A 22,516-nucleotide genomic window follows, 5' to 3' on the forward strand; every position below is an offset into this window, starting at 1 on the left:
CGCACGCGAAGGGGCCCGGAGGTTCGGCCGAACCTCCGGGCCCCTTCGCCATGTCGCCGGGCCGGCGCGTCAGCGGGTCACAGCCAGGGTTCCCAGATGCCGTACGCGCGCTCCCACACGACCTTCTCGTCGCCCGTGCCGTCGGCGTACACCGCCCGGTAGTAGTACAGCCCGAGGTGGTCGTCGTGGACGTCCTGGTCCATGTGGGACAGGGTCGTGTCCACCGGGCCGGCGGCGAGCGTGAGCCACGAGGCGGTGGCGGGGTCCCACCGCTGCACACGGGCCTCGGTCCAGTTCTCGCACGGCGGGTCGCCGAGGACCTGGCCGCAGCGCACGGACAGCTCCGGGTACTGGTCCGTGCCGACCCAGGTGCCGGTCCAGCCCGCGGGGCGGGTGTCGGGCAGGGTGACCCGGATCTCCGCCGGGTGGAAGGTGTCCGGGCCCTCGTCCAGGTAGACCCGGTCGGTGGCGGCCACCCGGTACACGTGCTCCTGGCCGTCCGGCAGGGTCGGGCAGAGGATCTCGGTCCCGGCCAGCGAGTCGCCCGTCACGCAGTTCCTGGTCCACACCGTTCCGCCCGTCTCCGGGTCGGTGGTGCCCTGCCAGACGTAGTACTCGATGACGTCGTCGTCGGCCGGCGGGTTCCAGGTGAGCCGGACGCCCATCGGGACGATCTCGGCCGTCAGGTCGGTGACGGGCGCGGGCCGCACGGTGTCGCCCATCGTCGCGGTGACGGGCGCGCTGGCCGCCGAGCGGTGGCCGTGCCGGTCGACGGCCACGATCCGGTACTCGTACGTCGTCTCGGAGGCGCCCGAGCCCTCCACGCAGGTGGCGTACACGACCGGGTGGGGCCAGGTGACGTAGGCCGGGTCGAAGTCGTCGCGGGCGGGGACGGTGTGCGTGGACGGCGGCTGCGGGGCCCCCGTGCCGTTCACCGGTGAGCACCGCTCGACGGTGGTGCTCTCGCCGGTCGCCGGATCCGTCCGCAGGATCTCGTACGTGGGCAGGTGGGCGTCGTCCACGGTCCACGGGTCGGTGCTGCGCCAGGACAGCCGGACCGCGTCGCCCGAGCGGTCCGCGACGAGCTGGTACGGCGCGATGGCCTCGGGGCGGTCCGCCGTCCTCAGCGTGATCCCGGCGGGCGCGGAGGCGTTGCCGACGGCGTCGAACGCGCGCACCGCGTACCGGTATTCGTCGGCGACGGCCGACTGCTGCAACGGCACCACGTCGTTGCGCGTGGTGGCGGCGGTGTCGCCGAGTGCCTTGAGCCAGCCGCCGGTCGCGGGGTCGTGCTGGAGCACCTCGTAGCGGACGGCGTCCGGGTCGGCCTCCCACACCAGGTGCGGAACGCCGGACCGGTACTCGACGCGGGCGTTCGCCGGGACCGCCGGCGGCACCCCGTCGGTGACCTTCAGCGTGGTGGCGGCGGAGTACACCGACCAGTTGCCGGCCGCGTCCCTGGCCCGGCCCCGGTAGGTGGCCTGCGTGCCGTCGGCGGCCCGGCCGCGGTCGCAGAACGCTCCCCTGGCGCCCGTGTAGACGGTGCTCCAGGCCTTGGTCACCGGGTCCTGGCGCTGTGCCTGGTACTCGGCGATGTCGGCCTGGTTCGCGGCGGTGGTGACCAGCTCGGGACCGGCGACCGTGACATCGTCAGCGCACACGTCCATCTCCACGAACGGCGCGGCGGGCGGTGTCCTGTCGACGGTGGTGACGAGCTGGTCGGCGCTGCCGCCGGAGACGTTGCCGGCCTTGTCGACGGCGCGGACCTCGTAGTAGTAGGCGGCGCCCGTCTTCGGCAGGGTGGCGTCGGTGTAGGAGGCCGCCGTGGTGGTGGCGAGCGGGGTGGCGCCGTACGGTGCGCCCTTCAGCCGCCGGTAGACCCGGTAGTTCGCCAGGTCCATCTCCTTGTTGCGGGTCCAGGTGAGCCTGGCCCTGCCGGTGGCGGTGTCGTAGGTGACGGCCGTGCCGGCCGGGGTGAGGGGCCTGACCTTGTCGACGGCGGCGGACGTGCGGGGGGCGTAGGCGAACGTGACGTTCGCGGTGCCGGTCCAGTTGACGTAGTCGACGCGCAGGGTGTGCCTGCCGGACGGGATCGTCACGTTGACCGTCGTGCGGGCGGTCGTCGAGACGTTCTTCCACAGGTCGACCTTGCGCACGCCGTCGAGGTAGACGCGGATGCCGTCCTGGGCGGCGGCGGAGAAGGCGAAGGGGCCGCCCGAGCCGAAGTCACGGGTCAGGCTCCAGCGGACGCCGAAGTTGTTCGACGGAAGGCCGGAGACGGGCGCGCCGTTGCCCCAGCTCTGGTCGACGGCGCTGTCGCAGTCCGTCTTCCTCGGAGTTCCGGAGAACGTGGTGTTCGCGAAGAACTCCCGCTTGAACGCGGGGGACGTGCAACTGGTGGCCGCGGTGGCGGTGGTCGCGGCCACCGTCAGCACACCGCCCGCCGTGGCGAGTACCAGGGCGGTGGCCGTGGTGCGTCTGGCTGAGTTCATTCGGTCCTCTGGTCGGGATCGGGCCCGCCTGCGGGGCGGCCCTCGTGATCACGACGCGTGTCGTCCGGATTTGGTTGTACGAGGGGAAGCGGAATGTGGTGTTGTCATCTCGTTAAGTGGTTTCCCTTGACGCTGGGGGCCGCCGCCGCGTTGGCTTTTCAGTCACATGGGTCGCAAGGGTGCACCCGAGTCCGGAAGCCACCCCCCGGAAGACAGCAGAAGTGAGCTCCTCCATGCGTCGTCGTATCGCCATATCCGTGGCCGCTTGTTCGTTGGCCCTGTCGCTTGCCGGCTGCGGCGTGCTGGGGGCGACGAGCGACGGCGGCGACGCGGCCCCGACCAAGGGCAACGACCTCACGGTGGGGCTGCTGCTGCCGGAGAAGGCGAACACCCGGTACGAGAAGTTCGACTACCCCATCATCCGGGACAAGGTCGCCTCGCTCACGGAGGACCGGGGCAAGGTCGAGTACGCCAACGCCGAGCAGAACGCCGCCAAGCAGGCGCAGCAGATGCAGCAGATGATCGACGCCCGGGTGGACGTCATCCTGCTGGACGCGGTGGACGCGCACGCCATCGCCGCGAGCGTGCAGAAGGCCAAGGACGCGGGCATCCCGGTCATCGCGTACGACCGGCTGGCCGAGGGCCCGATCGACGCGTACATCTCCTTCGACAACGAGCTGGTCGGCGAGGTGCAGGGCCGCAGCCTGCTGGAGGCCATGGGACCGGACGTCGACACGTCCGACAAGATCGTCATGATGAACGGCTCGCCCACCGACCCGAACGCCAAGCAGTTCAAGCAGGGCGCGCTGTCCGAGCTGAACGGCCGGGTGACGATCGCCTCGTCCTTCGACACCAAGGACTGGAAGCCGGAGAACGCCCAGGCCAACATGGCCGAGGCGATCAAGGTGATCGGCGCGGGCAACATCGCCGGCGTCTACTCCGCCAACGACGGTATGGCGGGCGGTGTCATCAAGGCGCTGGAGGCCGCCGGGGTGACGAAGCTGCCGCCCGTCACCGGCCAGGACGCCGAACTGGCCGCCGTGCAGCGGATCGTCGGCGGCGAGCAGTACATGAGCGTCTACAAGTCCTACCCGGCCGAGGCCGAGGCCGCCGCCGAGATGGCCGTCGCCAAGGTGCAGGGCAAGGACATCCAGTTCGACGCCCTCACCCGGGACCGGGTCGACAGCCCCACGAACAAGGGGATCCCGGCGCAGCTGGTGTCCGTGGTCGCGCTGACCCGGGAGAACATCAAGCAGACGGTCGTCTCCGACGGGATCTACAAGATCTCCGAGATCTGCACCGCGGCGTACGCGGAGGCCTGCGCGGAGCTGGGGCTGAAGTAGCCGCACGGGCGGCGCCGGCCGGGCCGCCCGCGGCCGGGGGAGTTCCCGCCGTCCTGGGGTGAACTCCCCTTCCTCCTGCCCGGATCCGGACCGAGCCGGGCGCGCCCCGGAGGGATCGCCGGGGGCGGGCAACGAGCGGTTGCCATCCGTTGTCGGAATGTGACGGAGCGGGGTGGGTGCGAACCCCCGCATACCGATGGTTTCCGGCGGTCACACCGACCGGAGGCGTGTTGCGGAGCAGGTGCGCTCCGCGCATAGTTGCGCTGCGGACGAAGCGGAAACCGGGGGTGGGATGGGCGATGGCCGGGCACGGGACGGACGAGCATCCACACGGTGCTGACCGACTGTGCGAGGCCGGGGATCGGGTGTATTCCCGGGCCGTACGGCGCGGACGTGTGCCACGCCGCGACGCCGAGGCGGTGCCCTGCCTGCTGGAGCTGGCGCTGCTGCACCCCGATCCCGACGACATGGACTGGCTGGTGCCGACCTCCCCGCAGGAGGTCATGACCCGGCTGCTGCGCGCGGTGCACGACGAGATCAGCGCCAGCCAGCGGCGGGTGGGCTCCGCGGTGGCCGCCTTCGAGTGGTACGCGGGCCTGGGCGGTCCCGCCGCGGCCGCCGCGTCCGGCGGGGAGGGCACCGCGGCGATCCGGGTCCTGGACGGCCCGGCACGCATCCAGGCGGCGCTGGACGAGGCGACCGCGGCCTGCACCACCGAGGTGCTGACCGTGCAGCCGGGCGGCATCCGGCGCGAGCACGAGCTGTCCGAGGGCCTGCACCGGGCACTGGCGCTGCGCGGCCGGGGCGTACGGATGCGGGACCTGTACAACCACGTCGCCCGGCACGGGCAGGGCCTGCTCAACTATCTGGAGCTGATGGGCGACGCGGTCGAGGCGCGCACCCTCGACGAGGTGATCGACCGGCTGATCCTGTTCGACCGCACGGTCGCCTTCATCCCCGCCAACGCCGACCGGACGATGGCCCTGGAACTGCGCCACCCCGGGCTGGTCGCGTACCTGGTCACCGTCTTCGAGCGGCTGTGGCGGCTGGCCGTCCCGCTCACCGCGGCCCTCCCCGACACCGGGATCGAGGGCATCTCGCACCGTGAGCAGTCCATCGCGGCCCTGCTCGCCGAGGGCCACCAGGACGCGGTGATCGCCGAGCGGCTCGGCATCAGCGTGCGCACCTGCCGGGCCCACATCGCCCGGCTCTCGGAGACGCTGGGCGCGGCCAGCCGCACCCAGCTCGGCGTACGGATCGCCCAGGTGGGCCTGGACGGCCCCGCACGCGACGCGGGAGCCGCCGCCCCGGGCCGGGAGTCGCCGGGCGTCCGCTGAGGGCGCCCGCGGCCGACGGGCCGCGTCCGGGGCGGGGTGTGACGGGCGTGCCCGGGGCGGGGTGTGGCGGTGTGCCCGGGGCGGGGCGTGACGGGTGTGCCCGGGCCCGGGGCGGGCGGGGCGGGCGTTCACTCCTCCGGGCCGAGGATGCCCGAGCGGCCGATGAGGTAGCCGAGCTGGGCGCGGCTCTCGCTGCCGAGGGTGGCGGCGAGCCGGGCGATGTGCTCGCGGGCGGTGCGGACGTTCATGCCGAGCCGTTCGGCGATCACCGCGTCGGTGTGGCCCTCGACGAGCAGCCCGGCGATGGCGCGCTGACGGGGTGTGATGCCGCCGCGCACCGGCTGTGGGGCGGCCCGCGGGTGCATGGGCGTGGCGAGTCGCCACAGCCGCTCGAAGACGGTCACCAGGTATGCGACGAGGGCCGGGTCGCGGACCTCCAGGGCGTGGCTGCGGTCCTTGCTGGCGGGGACGAACGCGACGGCGCGGTCCACCACGATCAGCCGCTCGGGGAGTTCGTCGAGGGTGCGCACCTCCAGGTCGCCGGTCAGCCGCTCGCAGTAGGCGAGGACGGCCGGGTCGTGCCGGCTGGTGTGCTGGTAGAGGGTGCGCATCCGGCAGCCGCGGGAGAGCACCGCCTGGTCCCGGGGCAGCGCGACCTGGAGCGCGGAGGCGGGGCGCTTGCCGCCGGGCTGGATGGTGAGCAGTTCGCCGTCGGCGTCCGCCAGGGCCTCGCCGATGGCGGTGTTGATGCGTTCCACCCCGCTGAGCGGCCGGATGCCGAAGGCGGTGGTGGTGGCGCCCTCGGGGGTGTCGAGCAGCAGCAGCGGCGCGAACGCCTCGGCGAGCCACGCCTCGTGGCGCCGCCGCCGGGCGATGCCGTCCTCGACGGCGCGCAGCAGCCGCGGCAGGGCCACGGAGGGCGCCGCGGGCCGCAGCCACGCGCCGTCCCGGGTGTCCGGCTGGAGCAGGCCGCGGTCGCGCGCGCAGGGCGCCTGCTCGGCCTCCGCCGCCGGGACGCGGCCGGCCTGGAGCGCCCGGGCGTACAGGGTGAGGCCTGCCTCGCACACCTCTTCCGCCTCGTGGCGGTGTGTCGCGGTCCTCACCGGGCTCCCCTTCCGGTCGCGCCGCCGCTCAGCGGTCCCGGTCCAGGATCCCCGACTGGGCGATGAGGTAGCCGAGCTGGGCGCGGCTGCCGCTGCCGAGGGCGGCGGCGAGCTTGGCGATGTGGGCGCGGCAGGTGCGGACGTTCATGCCGAGGCGGCGGGCGATGGCCTCGTCGACGTGGCCCTCGATGAGCAGTTTGGCGATCGAGCGCTGGACGCCGGTGATGCCCTCCGGGGTGGACTCGTAGGGCACTTCCTCCATCAGCGGTACGGCTCGCTGCCACAGCTGCTCGAAGACCCTGATGAGGTACTGCACCAGTCCGGGGTGCCGCAGTTCCAGGGCGACCTGCCGGTCGTCCTGGGCGGGGATGAAGGCGACGGTGCTGTCGCAGATGATGAGCCGCTCGATCAGCTCCTCCAGGGTGCGGATCTCGACCTTGGCGCCGGCCATGCCCTCCATGTACGCGAAGGTGCTCTGGCTGTGCCGCACGGTGTGCTGGTAGAGGGTGCGCACCGATATGCCGCGCTCGATCAGGGGTTTGCTGCGTTTGAGGGCCTGGCTGAGGATGTGTTCCGGCCTGCTGCCGCCGGGTTGCACGGTGAGCACCTCGGTGCGGGCCTCGGCGATCGCCACGTCCAGGGCCGCGTGGATCCGGTCGATGCCCTCCAGGACGGTGATGGCGTGAGTGGCGGCCGGTTGCTGGGCACTGATGGCGAGGAAGGGCTGGAAGGTGTCCGTGAGGTCGACGGTGAGCCGCCGGCGGTCCTGTATCTCGCGTTCCAGGGGCTGGAGTTGCTGGGCGAGCACGATGGACGGGGGAACGGGGCGCAGCCAGTTCGCGTCATCGGGGTCGGGGTGCAGGAGGGCGAATTCAAGCAGGCAGGGAGCGGGCTTGACCTCGTCGCGGGCTATTCGCCCGGAGCTGAGGGCGGCGGCGTAGAGCCGCGATCCTTCGGCGCACAGCTCAGTTATGCCGTGAGGATGTGTCGGGTTTGTGCTCTTCGGTGACAAATCTCCACCCCCCAGGGTCCTGAACGTGCAGGAACATGATGCATCTCCCTGGTGGCATTGACGTGCCTGAATGAGCCATCGTCTTGTTTCGCGGGGGAGAGGAAGCCATCAAGTGAGGACGAAGCCGACCATGAATAAGAGAATGCTTCGCTCGGTGCTTGCTACTGCCGTCGTTGCTCTGGCGCTGGCCTTCGGTGCGGCCGGTCCTCTCGACGTCGGCTGGCGGACTGCTGCCCAGGTGGAGAGCGCGGCGGCCGTGACCGGGGACGTCGGCTGGTCCGTCGAGGCGTCGCCCGGCGACGTCGGCTGGAGCGTCGTGGCCGGCGGCGAGGACGTCGGCTGGTCGGAGCCGGCGGGCGCGGACGCATGACCACCCCACCCGACGACCGGTCCTTCCGGCGCGAGATGGCCACCGCGTACCGTTCCGGCTGGCACTTCATCGACCTGGCCACCGCCATCCCCCACAACGGTGACTCCCTCATGGTCACCGTGTTCGGTGAGCCGGTCGTCGTCACCCGGGACGAGGACGGAGACGTACGGGCGTACCGGTGCCTGCGCCGCCCCCGGGGCGCGCCGCAGCCCGTACGGTGTGCCATCCGGTACGGAATGATCTTTGTCAACCTCGACCAGCGCGACCACCGGTTGGCGGAGCCGGAGACCCCGGACCCCATGACCATCTCGGCCACCCCCCGCAGTGCCTGACGCGATTCCCCCGTCGTAAAAGATCGCTCAGGTACTTCCCCCCCGCAGCGGCGTCACCGTGACCTGAACACGGTGACGCCGCTGCAGTTTCCGGTGGTCTGCGCGGGTTTCGGTGTGATCGGCGTTGGCTGAAATCCATAGGTTCACGGGGCCCGCTGTCCACAGTCTGGGCGCCGGTGGGGCCACCAGCCCGGGCGATCCCGGGCGCTCCCGCCGGATTCCCGGCGGGCCGCGGCGGCCGTTTCAGCGGATCCGGCTGCCCATGGCCCGGGTCAGCTCGATCTCGACGACCACCCGGGCCGGGTTCGGCCCCGGTGTCCGCCCGTAGCGCTCGGCGTAGCGCCGTACCGCCTCGGCCACCCGCTCCGGGTCGTCGCGCACGAACGCCCGGCCCTCCAGTGTCGCCCACCGCGGGCCGTCCACCTGGCAGACGGCCACCCGCGCCCCCTCCGGCCCGGCGGCGAGCACATGGCGCACCTTCCTGCTCGACCTGCTCGCGATCACCCGGGCGAGCCGCGCCCCCGGGTCGTAGGTCACCCCGACGGGCACGACGTGCGGGCTGCCGTCCGGGCGCAGGGTGGTCAGCGTGCACAGGTGCCGTTCACGCCAGAAGCTGAGGTATCGCGGGTCCGGGGCACCCGGGTCCGTGGAGTGTGTGGCCATGGTCCGGAACCTAGTCGATACCGGCCGTATCCCCCGGCCGTAGCCCTCCCTCTCTCGCCTTGAGTGGAATAGACTCAACTTTGTGTACGTTGCCCACGTCAGTATGGGATGACGGGCTGACGCCAGGAGGAGAACGCGAACGTGGACGCCGAGCTGACCAACCGGAGCCGGGACGCCATCAACGCGGCCGGCAACCGGGCCGTGACCGAGGGCCACCCCGACCTCACCCCGGCCCACCTGCTGCTGGCTCTGCTCCAGGGGCAGGACAACGAGAACATCACCGACCTGCTCACCGCGGTCGAGGCCGACCAGGCCGCCGTGCGCGCCGGAGCGGAGAAGATCCTCGCCGGGCTGCCCAGCGTGACCGGGTCGACCGTCGCGCCGCCGCAGCCCAACCGCGAGCTGCTCGCCGTCATCGCCGACGCGCAGGCGCGGGCCCGCGAGCTGGGCGACGAGTACCTGTCCACCGAGCACCTGCTGCTCGGCCTCGCCGCCAAGGGCGGCCAGGTCGCCGACCTGCTCACCGGGCAGGGCGCGAGCGCGGGGAAGCTCCAGGAGGCCTTCCGGCGGGCCCGCGGCGGGCGCCGGGTGACCGGCCCGGACCCCGAGGGCCAGTACAAGGCCCTGGAGAAGTTCGGCACGGACTTCACCGCCGCCGCCCGCGAGGGCAAGCTCGACCCGGTCATCGGCCGGGACACCGAGATCCGGCGGGTCGTCCAGGTGCTGTCCCGCCGCACCAAGAACAACCCCGTCCTCATCGGCGAGCCCGGCGTCGGCAAGACCGCCGTCGTCGAGGGGCTGGCCCAGCGGATCGTGAAGGGGGACGTGCCCGAGTCGCTGAAGGACAAGCGGCTGGTCGCACTGGACCTGGGCGCGATGGTCGCGGGCGCCAAGTACCGCGGCGAGTTCGAGGAGCGGCTGAAGACCGTCCTGGCGGAGATCAAGGACTCCGACGGGCAGATCATCACCTTCATCGACGAGCTGCACACCGTCGTCGGCGCGGGCGCCGGCGGCGACTCCGCGATGGACGCGGGCAACATGCTCAAGCCGATGCTGGCGCGCGGCGAGCTGCGCATGGTCGGCGCCACCACCCTCGACGAGTACCGCGAGCGCATCGAGAAGGACCCCGCGCTGGAGCGGCGCTTCCAGCAGGTGCTGGTCACCGAGCCGAGCGTGGAGGACACCATCGCGATCCTGCGCGGGCTCAAGGGCCGCTACGAGGCCCACCACAAGGTGCAGATCGCCGACAGCGCCCTGGTCGCCGCCGCCACCCTCTCCGACCGGTACATCACCTCCCGCTTCCTGCCCGACAAGGCCATCGACCTGGTCGACGAGTCGGCCTCCCGGCTGCGCATGGAGATCGACTCCTCGCCCGTCGAGATCGACGAGCTCCAGCGCGCCGTCGACCGGCTGAGGATGGAGGAGCTGGCGCTGAGCCGGGAGACCGACGAGGCATCCCGCGAACGCCTGGAGAAGCTGCGCCGTGACCTCGCCGACAAGGAGGAGGAGCTGCGCGGCCTGACCGCCCGCTGGGAGAAGGAGAAGCAGTCCCTCAACCGGGTCGGTGAGCTGAAGGAGAAGCTGGACGAGCTGCGCGGGCAGGCGGAACGCGCCCAGCGGGACGGCGACTTCGACACCGCGTCCAAGCTGCTCTACGGCGAGATCCCGGCCCTGGAGCGCGACCTGGAGGCCGCCTCCGAGGCCGAGGAGGAGGCGGCGAAGGACACCATGGTCAAGGAGGAGGTCGGTTCCGACGACATCGCGGACGTCGTCGCCTCCTGGACCGGGATCCCGGCCGGGCGGCTGCTGGAGGGCGAGACGCAGAAGCTGCTGCGCATGGAGGACGAGCTGGGCAAGCGGCTGATCGGCCAGACGGAGGCGGTGCGCGCGGTGTCGGACGCCGTACGGCGCTCCCGGGCCGGGATCGCCGACCCCGACCGCCCCACCGGTTCCTTCCTCTTCCTGGGCCCGACGGGCGTCGGCAAGACCGAGCTGGCCAAGGCGCTCGCGGACTTCCTCTTCGACGACGAGCGGGCCATGGTCCGCATCGACATGTCGGAGTACGGCGAGAAGCACAGCGTGGCCCGGCTGGTCGGCGCGCCCCCCGGCTACGTCGGCTACGAGGAGGGCGGCCAGCTCACCGAGGCGGTCCGCCGCCGCCCGTACTCCGTGGTGCTGCTGGACGAGGTGGAGAAGGCCCACCCCGAGGTCTTCGACATCCTGCTCCAGGTGCTGGACGACGGCCGGCTCACGGACGGGCAGGGCCGCACGGTCGACTTCCGCAACACCATCCTGGTGCTGACCTCCAACCTGGGCAGCCAGTTCCTGGTCGACCCGCTCCGCACCGAGACGGAGAAGAAGGAACAGGTCCTGGAGGTGGTCCGGGCCTCCTTCAAGCCGGAGTTCCTCAACCGCCTGGACGACCTGGTGGTCTTCTCGGCCCTCACCAAGGACGAGCTGGCCCGGATCGCCCGGCTCCAGGTCGACCGCCTGGCCAAGCGGCTCGCCGAGCGCCGGCTCACCCTGGAGGTCACCGAGGAGGCGCTGGCCTGGCTCGCCGACGAGGGCAACGACCCGGCCTACGGCGCCCGCCCGCTGCGCCGCCTGGTCCAGACGGCGATCGGTGACCGCCTCGCCCGGGAGATCCTGTCCGGCGAGGTCAAGGACGGCGACACGGTCCGCGTCGACGCCTTCGGCGACGGCCTGATCGTCGGCCCGGCCACTCCGGACCCGGCGGACCTGGGCAAGACGCTCTGACCGGCCGCCGCGGTCCGCGTGTGACCGCCGCGGGTCCCCGCCCGCCCCGCTCGGCACCGTGGGACCCGGGCCCGGCGCCCCAGCCTGGCCCGGGTCCCGCGGGGAACGCGGAGAAGCGCACCGCCGCTGTTCACCGGCTCTGCCCCGACCGGCTGGATCATGTCAGCCGACGGCTGACAGGCGGTGCCGGGGCTTGCCACCCCCCGCCCCGCATGGGGGAGGATGGCGGAATCCGTACGAAGGGAAATTCACGGTGAGCATCGACCCGTCCTCGATTCCGAACTTCGGGGGCCAGCCCCAGCCCCAGCCCCAAGGACCGGCGGGCCCCGTCGTCCCGAATCAGGACCTTGTGAAGCAGCTCCTCGACCAGATGGAGCTGAAGTACGTCGTCGACGAGGAAGGCGACCTCGCGGCCCCGTGGGAGCTGTTCCGTACGTACTTCATGTTCCGTGGCGAGGGTGACCAGCAGGTCTTCTCGGTGCGGACGTTCTACGACCGGCCGCACCCGATCGACGACAAGCCGCAGCTGCTGGAGTCCATCGACGACTGGAACCGCCGCACCCTGTGGCCGAAGGTCTACACGCACACCCACGACGACGGCACCGTCCGCCTCATCGGCGAGGCGCAGATGCTGATCGGCCCCGGGGTCAACCTGGAGTTCTTCGTCTCCTCGACGGTGAGCTGGGTGCGGGCGGCCATCGAGTTCGACAGGTGGCTGGTCGAGCAGCTGGGCCTGGAAGAGGAGATCGACGAGGCGGACAAGCCCGGGGACGAGTAGTCCCGCGGTCGCGCCGGAGGACCGGGCGGGCGGTGCCTTCGGTGCCGCCCGCCTTTCCACAGCCTGTGGAACGTCCGGCGGACTCAGCCCGCGAGGGCCTTCAGCCGCCGTACGGCCTCCTCCAGCACCCCGGTCCGCTTGCAGAAGGCGAACCGGACGAACGGCGCGCCCTCCTCCCGGTGGTCGTAGAAGACCGCGTTGGGGATGGCCACCACGCCCGCCCGCTCGGGCAGCGCCCGGCAGAACGCGACACCGTCGCTCTCACCGAGGGGGCGGACGTCGGTGGTGACGAAGTAGGTGCCGGTGGGGCGGAAGACGCCGAAGCCGGCCTCCGCCAGTCCCGCCGCGAGCAGATCCCGCTTGGCGAGCATGTCCGCGCGGAACGCGGCGAAGTACGACTCGGGCAGCGCCAGCGCCTCGGCCACCGCGTACTGGAACGGTCCCGACGCCACATAGGTCAGGTACTGCTTGGCCGACCGCACGGCCGTGACCAGCCCGGGCGCCGCCGTCACCCAGCCGACCTTCCAGCCGGTGAACGAGAAGGTCTTGCCCGCGCTGCCGATGGTGACCGTGCGCTCCCGCATGCCGGGGAAGGACGCCAGCGGCAGGTGCTCGGCACCGTCGAAGACCAGGTGCTCGTACACCTCGTCGGTCACCACCAGCAGGTCCCGCTCCACCGCCAGCTCCGCCACCGCCGCCAGCTCCGCGCGGGTCAGCACGGTGCCGGTCGGATTGTGCGGGGTGTTGACGAGCAGCAGCCGGGTGCGGTCGGTGACCGCGGCGCGCAGCTCGTCCAGGTCGAGCCGGAACGCGTCGCCGTCCGGCCGCAGCGTCACCGGCACCCGCCGCCCGCCCGCCATCGCGATGCAGGCCGCGTACGAGTCGTAGTACGGCTCCAGCGCCACCACCTCGTCGCCGGGCTCCAGCAGCGCCAGCAGCGCGGCGGCGATCGCCTCGGTCGCGCCGGCCGTGACCAGCACCTCGGTGTCCGGGTCGAAGGCCAGGCCGTAGCGGCGCTCCTGGTGGGCGGCGATCGCGGTGCGCAGCTCGGGGACGCCCGGGCCCGGCGGGTACTGGTTGCCGCGCCCGTCGCGCAGCGCCCGTACCGCCGCCTCCCGGATCTCCTCGGGGCCGTCGGTGTCGGGGAAGCCCTGGCCCAGGTTGATCGCCCCGGTCCGCACGGCCAGCGCGGACATCTCGGCGAAGATCGTCGTCCCGAACTCTGCGAGGCTGCGGTTGAGGAACGGGCGCTCGGTGGAGGTCATGCCCGTCATCCTGCGCCGAAGCTCTGGACTTCCTCAACTCTGCTTTGACCGTCACGGGCGGCGGGCATCCCCCGGTCACGCACCACGCGAGGCGCCCACGGGGGGCCGCTTCGGGGGAACGGAAAGGAGGGTGACGCCATGGTCATCGGCATCATCCTGGCGGTCGTGGCCGTCGTCATCGGAGTGGGCGTGCTGGCGAGCCGCGGCGCCCGGCGGACGGCGGCGCGGGGGCCGGTGCGGTCGGGGGGCCGCGGGGGGGCGTACGGCGGCAGCACCCACAACAGCGGTGACAGCAGCTGGTGGGTGATCGGCGCGGCGGGCGCGGGCGACAGCGGTTCGTCGTCCTCGGACCCGGGGTCCTCCGACCACAGGTCGGGCGGACACTCCTGCGGGAGCGGTTCGTCGTCGTGCGGCGGCGGCTCGTCGTCGTCCTGCGGAGGCGGGTCCTCCTGCGGCGGCGGCGGTGGCGGCGGATGCGGTGGAGGCAGCTGACACGGGGCAGCCGAGCTCCGACAGGGGGAACCGCATCCCAGGGCGCTCGCCGGAGACGACCGGCGGGCGCCCTGCCGTATGCGCCCCGCGCCGGCGCGCGCGCCGACGTACAGGCGTACGCCTTGGTTGAACAGGTGAGCTGACGAGCCCTCCGAGGGATGGAAACCCTCCGAAGTTGGGTAAAAACGCTGTGGCAGCGCCTCGGTTCATGGTTCCCTCTACCTCACCAACGCAGCCCTCGGACGTCCTCTCGGGCACCCCTTCCTGACCGGGCTGACCAGGCCGACCTCCCGGCGTCGAACTCCCTTTGCGTGCTAGCGGAGCCGATCCATGCTCACGACCCTGAAAACCTCCTACACCGACACGCGCGCGGCCGACCTCGCCTGGGCACTGGGCCGTGAACCGCTGCCCGCCCTCGCCACCCTCGACCTCGAACTGGCGGGCGCCAAGCTCCAGTTGCGCCTGCTCGGCGCCTCCCACCAGGTCCTCCTGGAGGAAGAGCGGGTCAACTGCTCGGAGACGGTGGCGTGCATCCCGGGCAGCAGCACCCCCTTGCCGCTCGGCGTGGCCAAGCGGGTGGGCGACTGGGAGTACGAGTTCGCCGCCCGCGTCGAGGTGCTGTCGCCGGGCTCCTTCGCCGGGCGCGCCCAGGAACTCCTCGCCCTCGTCTCCGACCACCCCAACGGTCTCGCCGGTGTCTTCCCCGGCAGCCCGCACGCCTTCACCGCGATGCTGGCGCAGCGCCACGAGGGCCAGGTGCACTGGCGGACCTGGCACGCCTACCCGCAGGACGGCCAGCTGGTGGCGACCCGGACGCGGGTGGGGACACGGGTGCCGGTGACCGCCTGACGCCGCGGACCACGCCCCGCCCGTCTCAAACCAGATCCACACGTGTGGGTGACGAAGCGCGCCACACCCGTGACGTAACGTCACTGTCGTGATCGATCCGCACGCACCGGCCCGGCCCGGCGCCCCGCCGTCCTGGCGCGGTCCCGCGCGGCTGCCCGTCGGCCCGGGAACCGGGCGGTTCCTGGTCCTCGCGGGCGTCTTCGTGTGCGCGGCCTGCGGGCTCGTCTACGAACTCGAACTGGTGGCGCTGTCCGCGTACGTGACGGGCGACCCGGTCACCCAGACGTCCGTCGTCCTGTCCGTCATGGTCTTCGCGATGGGCATCGGCTCACTGGTCGCGAAGAGACTGCGGCGACGGGCCGCCGCCGGGTTCGCCGTGATCGAGGCGGTGCTCGCGCTGGTCGGCGGCTGCAGCGCGATGGCGCTCCACGCCGTCTTCGCCTGGACCGGCGACTGGGGCGGACCGTGGGCCGCCGGGCCGCGCACGCTCATGGTCGCCTTCTCGCTCGCCATCGGACTGCTGATCGGCGCCGAGATCCCGCTGCTCATGGAGCTGATCCAGCGCATCCGCCGGCAGGACGCGGGCGGCGCGGTGGCGGACCTGTTCGCCGCGGACTACGTCGGCGGACTGGCCGGCGGCCTCGCCTTCCCCTTCCTGCTGCTGCCCCTGATGGGCCAGCTGACCGGCGCGCTGCTCATCGGCGCGGTCAACGCCGTCGCGGGCGGCGCGCTGGTGCTCGGCCTGTTCGGCCGCGACCTCACCCGGCGCGCCCGGCTGGTGCTGCTGGCCGCCAACCTGACCGTGCTCGGCGTGCTCGCCGCGGCCGCCGTCCTCGTCGACGACTTCGAACGGGCCGCGCGCACCGCGGTCTACGGGGCGGACGTCCGGGTCGCGGTGCGCACGGACGTCCAGGAGGTCGTCCTGACCGGCGGCGCCCGCGGCCACCCCCTCGGCCTGTACCTCGACGGACGGCTGCGGGTCAGCGCGTGCGACGGACACCGGTACCACGAGGCGCTGGTCCACCCCGCGATGAACGGCCCGCACGCCCGCGTGCTCGTCCTCGGCGGCGGCGACGGGCTGGCCGCGCGGGAGGTGCTGCGGTTCGCCGGGGTGCGGCGGGTGCGGGTGGTGGAGGCCGACGCGGGCCTGCTGCGGCTCGCCGCCACGGACCCGGCGCTGTCCGACCTCAACGGCCACGCCTACGACGACCCGCGGGTGCGGGTGACGGCCGCGGACGCGTTCCGCTGGCTGCGCGGGGCACCGCACGCGGCGTACGACGTGGTCATCGCCGACCTGCCGGGCCCGGGGCGCGCGGCCGGCGCCCCGCTGTACTCCCAGGAGTTCTACGGTCTGGCCCGGCGTGCCCTGGCCCCGGGCGGCCGGCTGGTGGTGCACGCCGGTCCGGCGGCGGCCCCCCGCCGCCGCGTCCTGTGGACGGTCGACAGCACCCTGCGCGCCGCGGGCCTGCGCACCACGCCCTACCTGGACGCCCGCGACCGGGGCCTCGTCCTCGCCGCCCCCGGCGCCCGCCCGCCGCTCGGGCTGGCCGGCGGCCCCGGCGTCCCGCGCCCGCACACCCTCACCCCGCGGCTGCTGGCCGCCGGGCGGGCCGAGGCGGCGGCCGGCCGGATCCCGGACCTGCCGCCGTCGACGCTCGCGCACCCCCGCTACCGTGGCTGACCGGCATGCGTGAGGGCGGCCCGCCCCGCCTCCCCCGGAGCGGGACGGGCCGCCCATGGCCCTGGCGCTCACCACCGTGGCCGTACCGCTCGGCACCGAGGCCGAGAGCCAGGGCCGGCAGCATCTCGATCCGCTCGCCTGGCTGCTGGCCGACCGCGACACCCTGCCGCTCGCGCTGCGCACCGGGGCGCCGGTCGCCGTCTGCCTCACCGTCGACGCCTCCTGACCTGCTGCGCCGCCCTCGGCCACTGGCCGGTCGTGGACTGCTTCGGTCCCATGCTCGCCGTCTGCACGGTTCGCCTCCTGCCCCCACCCGCGCCGCCGGCCCGTGCGCCGCGCTGTTCGCCGGGGTGGATCCGCGCCGGGCCAGCCGCGCCCAGGCGGTGGTGCCGGCGTACGAGACGGGGCTCGTGACACCGGGCGCGTCGGGCGGGTGACGGACGGCCGCCGGACGGGGTGCGTCCGGGCCGTCACTGGGTAGGCTCCGTCGTCATGGAGCACGAGGTGTTCGTACCGGTACCGGCCGACCGGCTGAAGGCGGCGCTCACGGACCCCGCGCGGGTCGCCCGGGCGGTCCCCGGGCTCCAGCAGGAGGCGGGCGCCGAGCCGGTCGCCGGGCGGCTGAGGCTGCGGGCGGGCGGCACCACCATCACCTACCGGGGCGCCGTTTCCGTCTCCGCGCGCGACGACGGCTCGTACGCCCTCGCCGGCGACGGCACGGAGACCCGCGGCTCCGGCACGGTCGAGCTCGACCTCACCCTCCGCCTGCGCCCCGAGGACGACGGCACGGCTCTCGTCCTCACCGGGACGGTCACCGCGGACGGCCGGATCACCGAGCTGCCGGAGGAGGCGGTGCGGTCCGCCACGACCCGGCTGCTGAACCGGTTCGCGGAGAACCTGGGCGCGCAGGCCGCCCCGGAACCGGCCGCGGAGACCGCGGAGGCGGGCGGTCCGGAGACCGGGAAGGCGGGCGGTCCGGAGACCGGGGAGGCGGCAGCGGCGGAGACCGGGGAGGCGGGCGGTCCGGAGACCGGGGAGACGGCAGCGGCGGGGACCGAGGAGACGGGTGGGCCGGGCGCCGATCACCGTTCCGTCTTCGACGCCGAGGTGCCGCCCCCCTCCCTCGACCCGGACGCCGGCGATCCGGAGGCCGCCGCCGACGGGTGGGACTTCGACGAGTCCGCCGAGCCGCCCGCCGAGGCGGCCCACGCGCGCCGCACGATGATCGGCCGCAGCGCCGAGGAGGTCGACCACGCCCCGCCGCGCGGCCGCTACGCCCCCGTGCCCGCCCCGCAGACCGTCGCCCGGGGCGGCGTGCTGCGCTGGGCGGCGCCCGCGGCGGCGGTGGCCGTGGCGTCGGCGATCGTGGTGGGGCGGGCGCTGCGCCGACGACGTTGAGCCACCGGGGGCCGCCGGCGGGAACGCCCCCTTGAACGGCCCAGTAGGGTCGTCCCGTGAGTAACGAAGACATCACGCTGTCCGCGGGTGACGCGGAGGCGACCCTGGCGCCGGGCAACGGCGGCCGGGTCACGGGACTGCGCGTCGGCGGTACCGAACTGCTCCGCCAGGGCGACCGTTTCGGCTGCTTCCCGATGGTCCCCTGGTGCGGCCGGATCAGGGACGGCCGGTTCCGCGACGGGGCCGCCGTGCACCAGATGCCGCTCAACGCCGGCCCGCACGCCATCCACGGCACGGCCCGCGACGCCGCCTGGACCGTGGCCCGCGCCGCCGCCGACGAGGCGGTCCTCACCTACGACCTGACCGAGCCGTGGCCCTACCGGGGCCGGGTCACCCAGGTGGTCGCGCTGACGCCGGACACGCTGACGCTGACCATGTCGGTCGAGACGTACGAGTCGTCGTTCCCGGCGCAGCTCGGCTGGCACCCGTGGTTCAACCGCACCCTCGGCGGTGCCGGCGTGGAGATCGGCTTCGAGCCCGCCTGGCAGGAGGAGCGCGGCGACGACCACCTGCCCACCGGCAACCGGACCGACCCGCGGCCCGGACCGTGGGACGACTGCTTCGGCATGCCCGACGGCGTCGACGTGACCCTCACCTGGCCCGGCGCACTCCGCTTGAGGGTCACCAGCCCCGAACAGTGGGTCGTCGTCTACGACGAGCAGGAGGCGGCCGTGTGCGTGGAGCCGCAGACCGGTCCGCCGGACGGGCTGAACACCGCGCCGCGCCTGGTCACGCCGCTGGAGCCGCTGGAGGCCACCACGACCTGGAGCTGGACCCGGCTCTAAGCTGTGGGGCATGACGGACGTCGATGAAGCAATGCCGCCGGGCGCACGGGGCGCGCTGCTCGCTCAGATCAAGGACAAGGCCGTGGTGCACGGCAAGGTGACCCTCTCCTCGGGTCTGGAGGCCGACTACTACGTCGACCTGCGCCGCATCACCCTGGACGGCGAGGCCGCGCCGCTGGTCGGCCAGGTGCTGCTGGACCTGACCGCCGGTCTGGAGTTCGACGCGGTCGGCGGCCTGACCATGGGCGCCGACCCGGTCGCCGCCGCCATGCTGCACGCCGCCGCCGCGCGCGGGAAGCGCCTGGACGCCTTCGTGGTCCGCAAGGCCGCCAAGGCGCACGGCCTCCAGCGCCGCGTGGAGGGCCCGGACATCGCCGGCCGCCGCGTCCTGGTCGTCGAGGACACCTCGACCACGGGCGGCTCCCCGCTGACCGCCGTCGAGGCGGTGCGCGAGGCGGGCGCCGAGGTGGTGGCCGTCGCGACGATCGTCGACCGCGCCACCGGCGCCGCGGAGAAGATCCAGGAGGGCGCGGGGGTGCCCTATCTGTACGCCTTCTCCAAGGACGAGCTGGGACTCGACTGACTCCGTCCGCCCCCCGCTGCCCACGGCTCGGACGGCCCCATGGACCTTCCGGCCGAGTCTGGAAAGATGGGGCCGACGATGACGTCGCCCCCATGGTCTAGGTCAGGGCCGTAAACGCACCACACGCCCACCCGCACATACAAGGAGCGGACAGATGCCCATCGCAACCCCCGAGGTCTACAACGAGATGCTCGACCGGGCGAAGGCAGGCAAGTTCGCCTACCCGGCCATCAACGTCACCTCGTCGCAGACCCTGCACGCGGCGCTGCGCGGCTTCGCCGAGGCCGAGAGCGACGGCATCATCCAGATCTCGACGGGCGGCGCCGAGTTCCTGGGCGGCCAGCACAACAAGGACATGGTCACCGGCGCGGTCGCCCTGGCCGAGTTCGCGCACATCGTCGCCGAGAAGTACGACGTGACGGTCGCCCTGCACACCGACCACTGCCCGAAGGACAAGCTCGACGGGTACGTCCGCCCGCTGCTGGCGATCTCCGAGGAGCGCGTCGCGCGCGGTCAGAACCCGCTGTTCCAGTCCCACATGTGGGACGGTTCCGCGGAGACGCTGGCCGACAACCTGGCCATCGGCCAGGAGCTGCTGGCCCGCGCCCAGGCCGCCAGGATCATCCTCGAGGTGGAGATCACCCCCACCGGCGGCGAGGAGGACGGCGTCACCCACGAGATCAACGACGAGCTGTACACCACCGTCGACGACGCGATCCGCACCGCGGAGGCGCTGGGCCTGGGCGAGAAGGGCCGCTACCTGCTGGCCGCGTCCTTCGGCAACGTGCACGGCGTGTACAAGCCGGGCAACGTGGTGCTCCGTCCCGAGCTGCTGAAGGAGCTGAACGAGGGCGTCGCCGCCAAGTACGGCAAGCCGGCCGGCTCGCAGCCGTTCGACTTCGTCTTCCACGGCGGCTCCGGCTCCACCGAGCAGGAGATCCTGACGGCGCTGGAGAACGGCGTGGTCAAGATGAACATCGACACCGACACCCAGTACGCCTTCACGCGTCCGGTCGCCGACCACATGTTCAAGAACTACGACGGCGTCCTGAAGGTCGACGGCGAGGTCGGCTCCAAGAAGACCTACGACCCGCGCACCTGGGGCAAGCTGGCCGAGGCCGGCATGGCGACGCGCGTCGTCGAGGCCTGCCGGAACCTGCGGTCGGCCGGTACGAAGCTGAAGTAACTCCGGACGTTCGTCCGTACGCGTCGAGCCCGGTGCCATCGCACCGGGCTCGCTGTATACCTGGGAGCGTGCCCGACGTCCGGCTGGCCTCCCCGCAGGGCCGGTGGCTGCTGTTCACCACCGTCCTCGGCTCCGGCATGGTCCTGCTGGACTCCACCGTCGTCAATGTCGCCCTGCCGCGCATCGGCCGCGACCTGGACGCGGACCTCGCCGTGCTCCAGTGGACGGTCAACGCGTACATGGTCACGCTGGCCGGGCTGATCCTGCTCGGCGGCGCCCTCGGCGACCGCTTCGGACGGCGGCGGGTCTTCGTGCTCGGCGTGGTGTGGTTCGCCGTGGCCTCGCTGCTGTGCGGGCTCGCCCCGAACGCCGGGGTGCTCGTCGCCGCCCGCGCCCTGCAGGGTGTCGGCGGCGCGCTGCTGACCCCCGGCTCGCTCGCCCTGATCCAGGCGTCGTTCCACCCGGACGACCGGGGCCGGGCGGTCGGCCTGTGGTCCGGTTTCGGCGGCGTCGGCGCGGCCGTCGGGCCGTTCCTGGGCGGCTGGCTGGTGGACGGCCCCGGCTGGCGCTGGGTCTTCCTGGTCAACGTCCCGCTGGCCCTGCTGTGCGTGCCGGTCGCGCTGCGGCACGTGCCGGAATCCTCCGAGGGGGTCGCGCACGGCCGGTTCGACGTGCTGGGCGCCGCGCTCGGCGCGCTGGCGCTGGCCCTGGTGACATACGCCCTGATCGAGGCCCACGCGGGGACCTGGGCGGTCGGGCTCGCGGCGGGCGCGGGCCTGCTCGCCGCCGTGGCGTTCGTGGCCGTGGAGCGGCGGCGGCCGGACCCGATGATGCCGCCGGACGTCTTCGCCTCCCGCCAGTTCACCGCGGTCAACCTGGTCACCCTGTGCGTGTACGCGGCCTTCGGCGGCTTCTTCTTCCTCGCCGTCCTCCAGCTCCAGGTCGTCTCCGGCTACTCGGCGCTCGGCGCGGGTACGGCCCTGCTGCCCACGACGGTGCTGATGCTGCTGTTCTCCGCCCGCTCCGGGGAGCTGGCGGAGCGGATCGGCCCGCGGCTGCCGCTGACCGTGGGCCCGCTGCTGTGCGCGGCGGGCATGCTGCTGATGGTGCGGGCCGGGCCGGACGCCTCGTACGCCGCCGACGTGCTGCCCGCGCTGCTGGTGCTGGGCCTCGGCATGGTCACCCTGGTGGCCCCGCTGACCGCGACCGTGCTCGGTTCCGTCGACACCGCGCGGGCGGGCCTGGCCAGCGGCATCAACAACGCGGCGGCGCGGGCCGCGGGCCTGGTCGCGGTGGCCGCGCTGCCGCTGCTCGCCGGGATGGGGCCGCAGGCGTACCGCTCGGCGGACGCCTTCGACGCGGCGTTCGGCCGGTCGATGCTGTGGTGCGCGGGCGTGCTGGTGGCGGGGGCGGTGCTGGCCTGGGCGACCGTACGGCGGCCCGCGCCGGACTGCGGGCACCCGGAGTGCCGCACCCACTGCGGTGTGACCGCCCCGCCGCTGGAGGGCCACCGGCCGGCCGCACCGCCCGGTGACAGACTGAACCCATGAGCATTCACGAGAACCTGCTCGGGGGCCCGCCCCCGACCCACCTCCCCGACGACCCGGAGCCGCGCGAGCTGCTGGCGGGCGGCACCCCGGCCGCCGAGGTCGCCGCGAAGTACCCCACCTCGTCGCTCGCCTGGGCCCGCCTGGCCGACGAGGCGTTCGAGCGGGGCAGCACGGTGGAGTCGTACGCCTACGCCCGTACCGGCTACCACCGCGGCCTGGACGCGCTGCGCCGCAACGGCTGGAAGGGCCACGGCCCGGTGCCCTGGGAGCACGAGCCGAACCGCGGCTTCCTGCGCGCCCTGCACGCCCTCGCCCGCGCCGCGCAGGCGATCGGCGAGCAGGAGGAGTACGAGCGCTGCTCGCAGTTCCTGAAGGACTCCTCGCCGACGGCGGCGCAGACGCTGGGCTAGCCCCAGGGCCCGCGAGGTTCGAACATGCGTGCGTGGGGCCCGTCCGTGATCGGGCGGGCCTTGCGATGTC

At 73.2% G+C, this 22,516-nt stretch carries 21 protein-coding genes; 16 read left to right on the forward strand and 5 right to left on the reverse strand.

What is annotated here, in order from left to right; translation table 11 throughout:
- Positions 1-77 precede the first annotated feature (77 nt).
- Positions 78-2,492: a fibronectin type III domain-containing protein gene (locus SGLAU_RS17875; protein ID WP_043502713.1), complete on the reverse strand. Its 2,415-nt coding sequence runs from the start codon at positions 2,490-2,492 to the stop codon at positions 78-80.
- Positions 2,493-2,725: 233 nt separating this feature from the next.
- On the opposite strand from SGLAU_RS17875, the gene SGLAU_RS17880 reads away from it, so the two are divergent.
- Complete coding sequence (locus tag SGLAU_RS17880; RefSeq protein ID WP_043502714.1) at positions 2,726-3,835, forward strand: sugar ABC transporter substrate-binding protein; 1,110 nt, start codon at positions 2,726-2,728, stop codon at positions 3,833-3,835.
- A 299-nt stretch (positions 3,836-4,134) separates the two neighbouring features.
- Complete coding sequence (locus tag SGLAU_RS17885) at positions 4,135-5,172, forward strand: helix-turn-helix transcriptional regulator (protein ID WP_052413811.1); 1,038 nt, start codon at positions 4,135-4,137, stop codon at positions 5,170-5,172.
- 128 nt (positions 5,173-5,300) lie between these two features.
- On the opposite strand, the gene SGLAU_RS17890 is transcribed toward SGLAU_RS17885, so the two are convergent.
- Together SGLAU_RS17890 and SGLAU_RS35265 are read right to left on the reverse strand one after the other, a co-directional pair.
- Positions 5,301-6,275 carry a helix-turn-helix transcriptional regulator gene (locus SGLAU_RS17890; RefSeq protein WP_043502719.1) on the reverse strand — a complete coding sequence of 325 codons (975 nt, stop codon included), beginning with the start codon at positions 6,273-6,275 and terminating at the stop codon, positions 5,301-5,303.
- Positions 6,276-6,303: 28 nt separating this feature from the next.
- Positions 6,304-7,287 (reverse strand): helix-turn-helix transcriptional regulator, encoded by a 984-nt coding sequence (locus SGLAU_RS35265; protein ID WP_078957763.1) that lies wholly within the window; start codon positions 7,285-7,287, stop codon positions 6,304-6,306.
- Positions 7,288-7,441: 154 nt separating this feature from the next.
- On the opposite strand from SGLAU_RS35265, the gene SGLAU_RS35945 reads away from it, so the two are divergent.
- Together SGLAU_RS35945 and SGLAU_RS17900 are read left to right on the forward strand one after the other, a co-directional pair.
- Positions 7,442-7,657, forward strand: coding sequence for a hypothetical protein (locus SGLAU_RS35945; protein ID WP_208868921.1), 216 nt, complete (start codon positions 7,442-7,444; stop codon positions 7,655-7,657).
- Positions 7,654-7,989: a hypothetical protein gene (locus tag SGLAU_RS17900; protein WP_043502721.1), complete on the forward strand. Its 336-nt coding sequence runs from the start codon at positions 7,654-7,656 to the stop codon at positions 7,987-7,989. The genes SGLAU_RS35945 and SGLAU_RS17900 overlap by 4 nt, the downstream gene beginning before the upstream one ends.
- Positions 7,990-8,232: 243 nt before the next feature.
- Here SGLAU_RS17900 and SGLAU_RS17905 read toward each other — a convergent pair whose 3' ends face one another.
- Complete coding sequence (locus tag SGLAU_RS17905; RefSeq protein ID WP_043502722.1) at positions 8,233-8,652, reverse strand: pyridoxamine 5'-phosphate oxidase family protein; 420 nt, start codon at positions 8,650-8,652, stop codon at positions 8,233-8,235.
- 141 nt (positions 8,653-8,793) lie between these two features.
- Here SGLAU_RS17905 and clpB point away from each other — a divergent pair, with 141 nt between their 5' ends.
- Together clpB and SGLAU_RS17915 are read left to right on the forward strand one after the other, a co-directional pair.
- On the forward strand, positions 8,794-11,409 hold the full coding sequence (gene clpB, locus SGLAU_RS17910) for an ATP-dependent chaperone ClpB (protein ID WP_043502723.1): 2,616 nt from the start codon (positions 8,794-8,796) through the stop codon (positions 11,407-11,409).
- 253 nt (positions 11,410-11,662) lie between these two features.
- A complete protein-coding gene (locus SGLAU_RS17915; RefSeq protein ID WP_043502725.1) occupies positions 11,663-12,187 on the forward strand; it encodes a YbjN domain-containing protein in 525 nt (174 codons plus the stop codon).
- Between the two features lie 83 nt (positions 12,188-12,270).
- On the opposite strand, the gene SGLAU_RS17920 is transcribed toward SGLAU_RS17915, so the two are convergent.
- A complete protein-coding gene (locus SGLAU_RS17920; protein ID WP_043502728.1) occupies positions 12,271-13,461 on the reverse strand; it encodes a pyridoxal phosphate-dependent aminotransferase in 1,191 nt (396 codons plus the stop codon).
- A gap of 129 nt (positions 13,462-13,590) precedes the next feature.
- Here SGLAU_RS17920 and SGLAU_RS17925 point away from each other — a divergent pair, with 129 nt between their 5' ends.
- The 10 genes from SGLAU_RS17925 to SGLAU_RS17965 all read left to right on the forward strand — a co-directional run bounded on the left by SGLAU_RS17925 (position 13,591) and on the right by SGLAU_RS17965 (position 22,446).
- Positions 13,591-13,944 (forward strand): hypothetical protein, encoded by a 354-nt coding sequence (locus SGLAU_RS17925; protein WP_043502729.1) that lies wholly within the window; start codon positions 13,591-13,593, stop codon positions 13,942-13,944.
- A 330-nt stretch (positions 13,945-14,274) separates the two neighbouring features.
- Complete coding sequence (locus tag SGLAU_RS17930; RefSeq protein WP_043502730.1) at positions 14,275-14,793, forward strand: DUF2617 family protein; 519 nt, start codon at positions 14,275-14,277, stop codon at positions 14,791-14,793.
- 88 nt (positions 14,794-14,881) lie between these two features.
- Complete coding sequence (locus SGLAU_RS17935) at positions 14,882-16,474, forward strand: polyamine aminopropyltransferase (protein WP_043502734.1); 1,593 nt, start codon at positions 14,882-14,884, stop codon at positions 16,472-16,474.
- A 55-nt stretch (positions 16,475-16,529) separates the two neighbouring features.
- Entirely contained in the window at positions 16,530-16,700 is a 171-nt protein-coding gene (locus tag SGLAU_RS35270; protein WP_159072789.1) for a hypothetical protein, read from the forward strand.
- A gap of 266 nt (positions 16,701-16,966) precedes the next feature.
- Positions 16,967-17,872 (forward strand): SRPBCC domain-containing protein, encoded by a 906-nt coding sequence (locus SGLAU_RS17940; protein ID WP_043502736.1) that lies wholly within the window; start codon positions 16,967-16,969, stop codon positions 17,870-17,872.
- A 56-nt stretch (positions 17,873-17,928) separates the two neighbouring features.
- Complete coding sequence (locus tag SGLAU_RS17945) at positions 17,929-18,717, forward strand: aldose epimerase (RefSeq protein WP_043502737.1); 789 nt, start codon at positions 17,929-17,931, stop codon at positions 18,715-18,717.
- Positions 18,718-18,727: 10 nt separating this feature from the next.
- The gene (gene pyrE / locus SGLAU_RS17950) at positions 18,728-19,300 is read left to right on the forward strand and encodes an orotate phosphoribosyltransferase (protein ID WP_052413813.1); all 573 of its coding nucleotides are present in this window, start codon (positions 18,728-18,730) and stop codon (positions 19,298-19,300) included.
- Between the two features lie 154 nt (positions 19,301-19,454).
- Positions 19,455-20,486: a class II fructose-bisphosphate aldolase gene (fbaA, locus tag SGLAU_RS17955; protein ID WP_043502740.1), complete on the forward strand. Its 1,032-nt coding sequence runs from the start codon at positions 19,455-19,457 to the stop codon at positions 20,484-20,486.
- A gap of 68 nt (positions 20,487-20,554) precedes the next feature.
- A complete protein-coding gene (locus SGLAU_RS17960) occupies positions 20,555-22,036 on the forward strand; it encodes an MFS transporter (protein WP_043502741.1) in 1,482 nt (493 codons plus the stop codon).
- Positions 22,033-22,446 (forward strand): DUF3151 domain-containing protein, encoded by a 414-nt coding sequence (locus SGLAU_RS17965; RefSeq protein ID WP_043502743.1) that lies wholly within the window; start codon positions 22,033-22,035, stop codon positions 22,444-22,446. The genes SGLAU_RS17960 and SGLAU_RS17965 overlap by 4 nt, the downstream gene beginning before the upstream one ends.
- The last annotated feature ends 70 nt before the right edge of the window (positions 22,447-22,516 follow it).

This window comes from Streptomyces glaucescens (assembly GCF_000761215.1).
Lineage (GTDB): Bacteria > Actinomycetota > Actinomycetes > Streptomycetales > Streptomycetaceae > Streptomyces > Streptomyces glaucescens_B.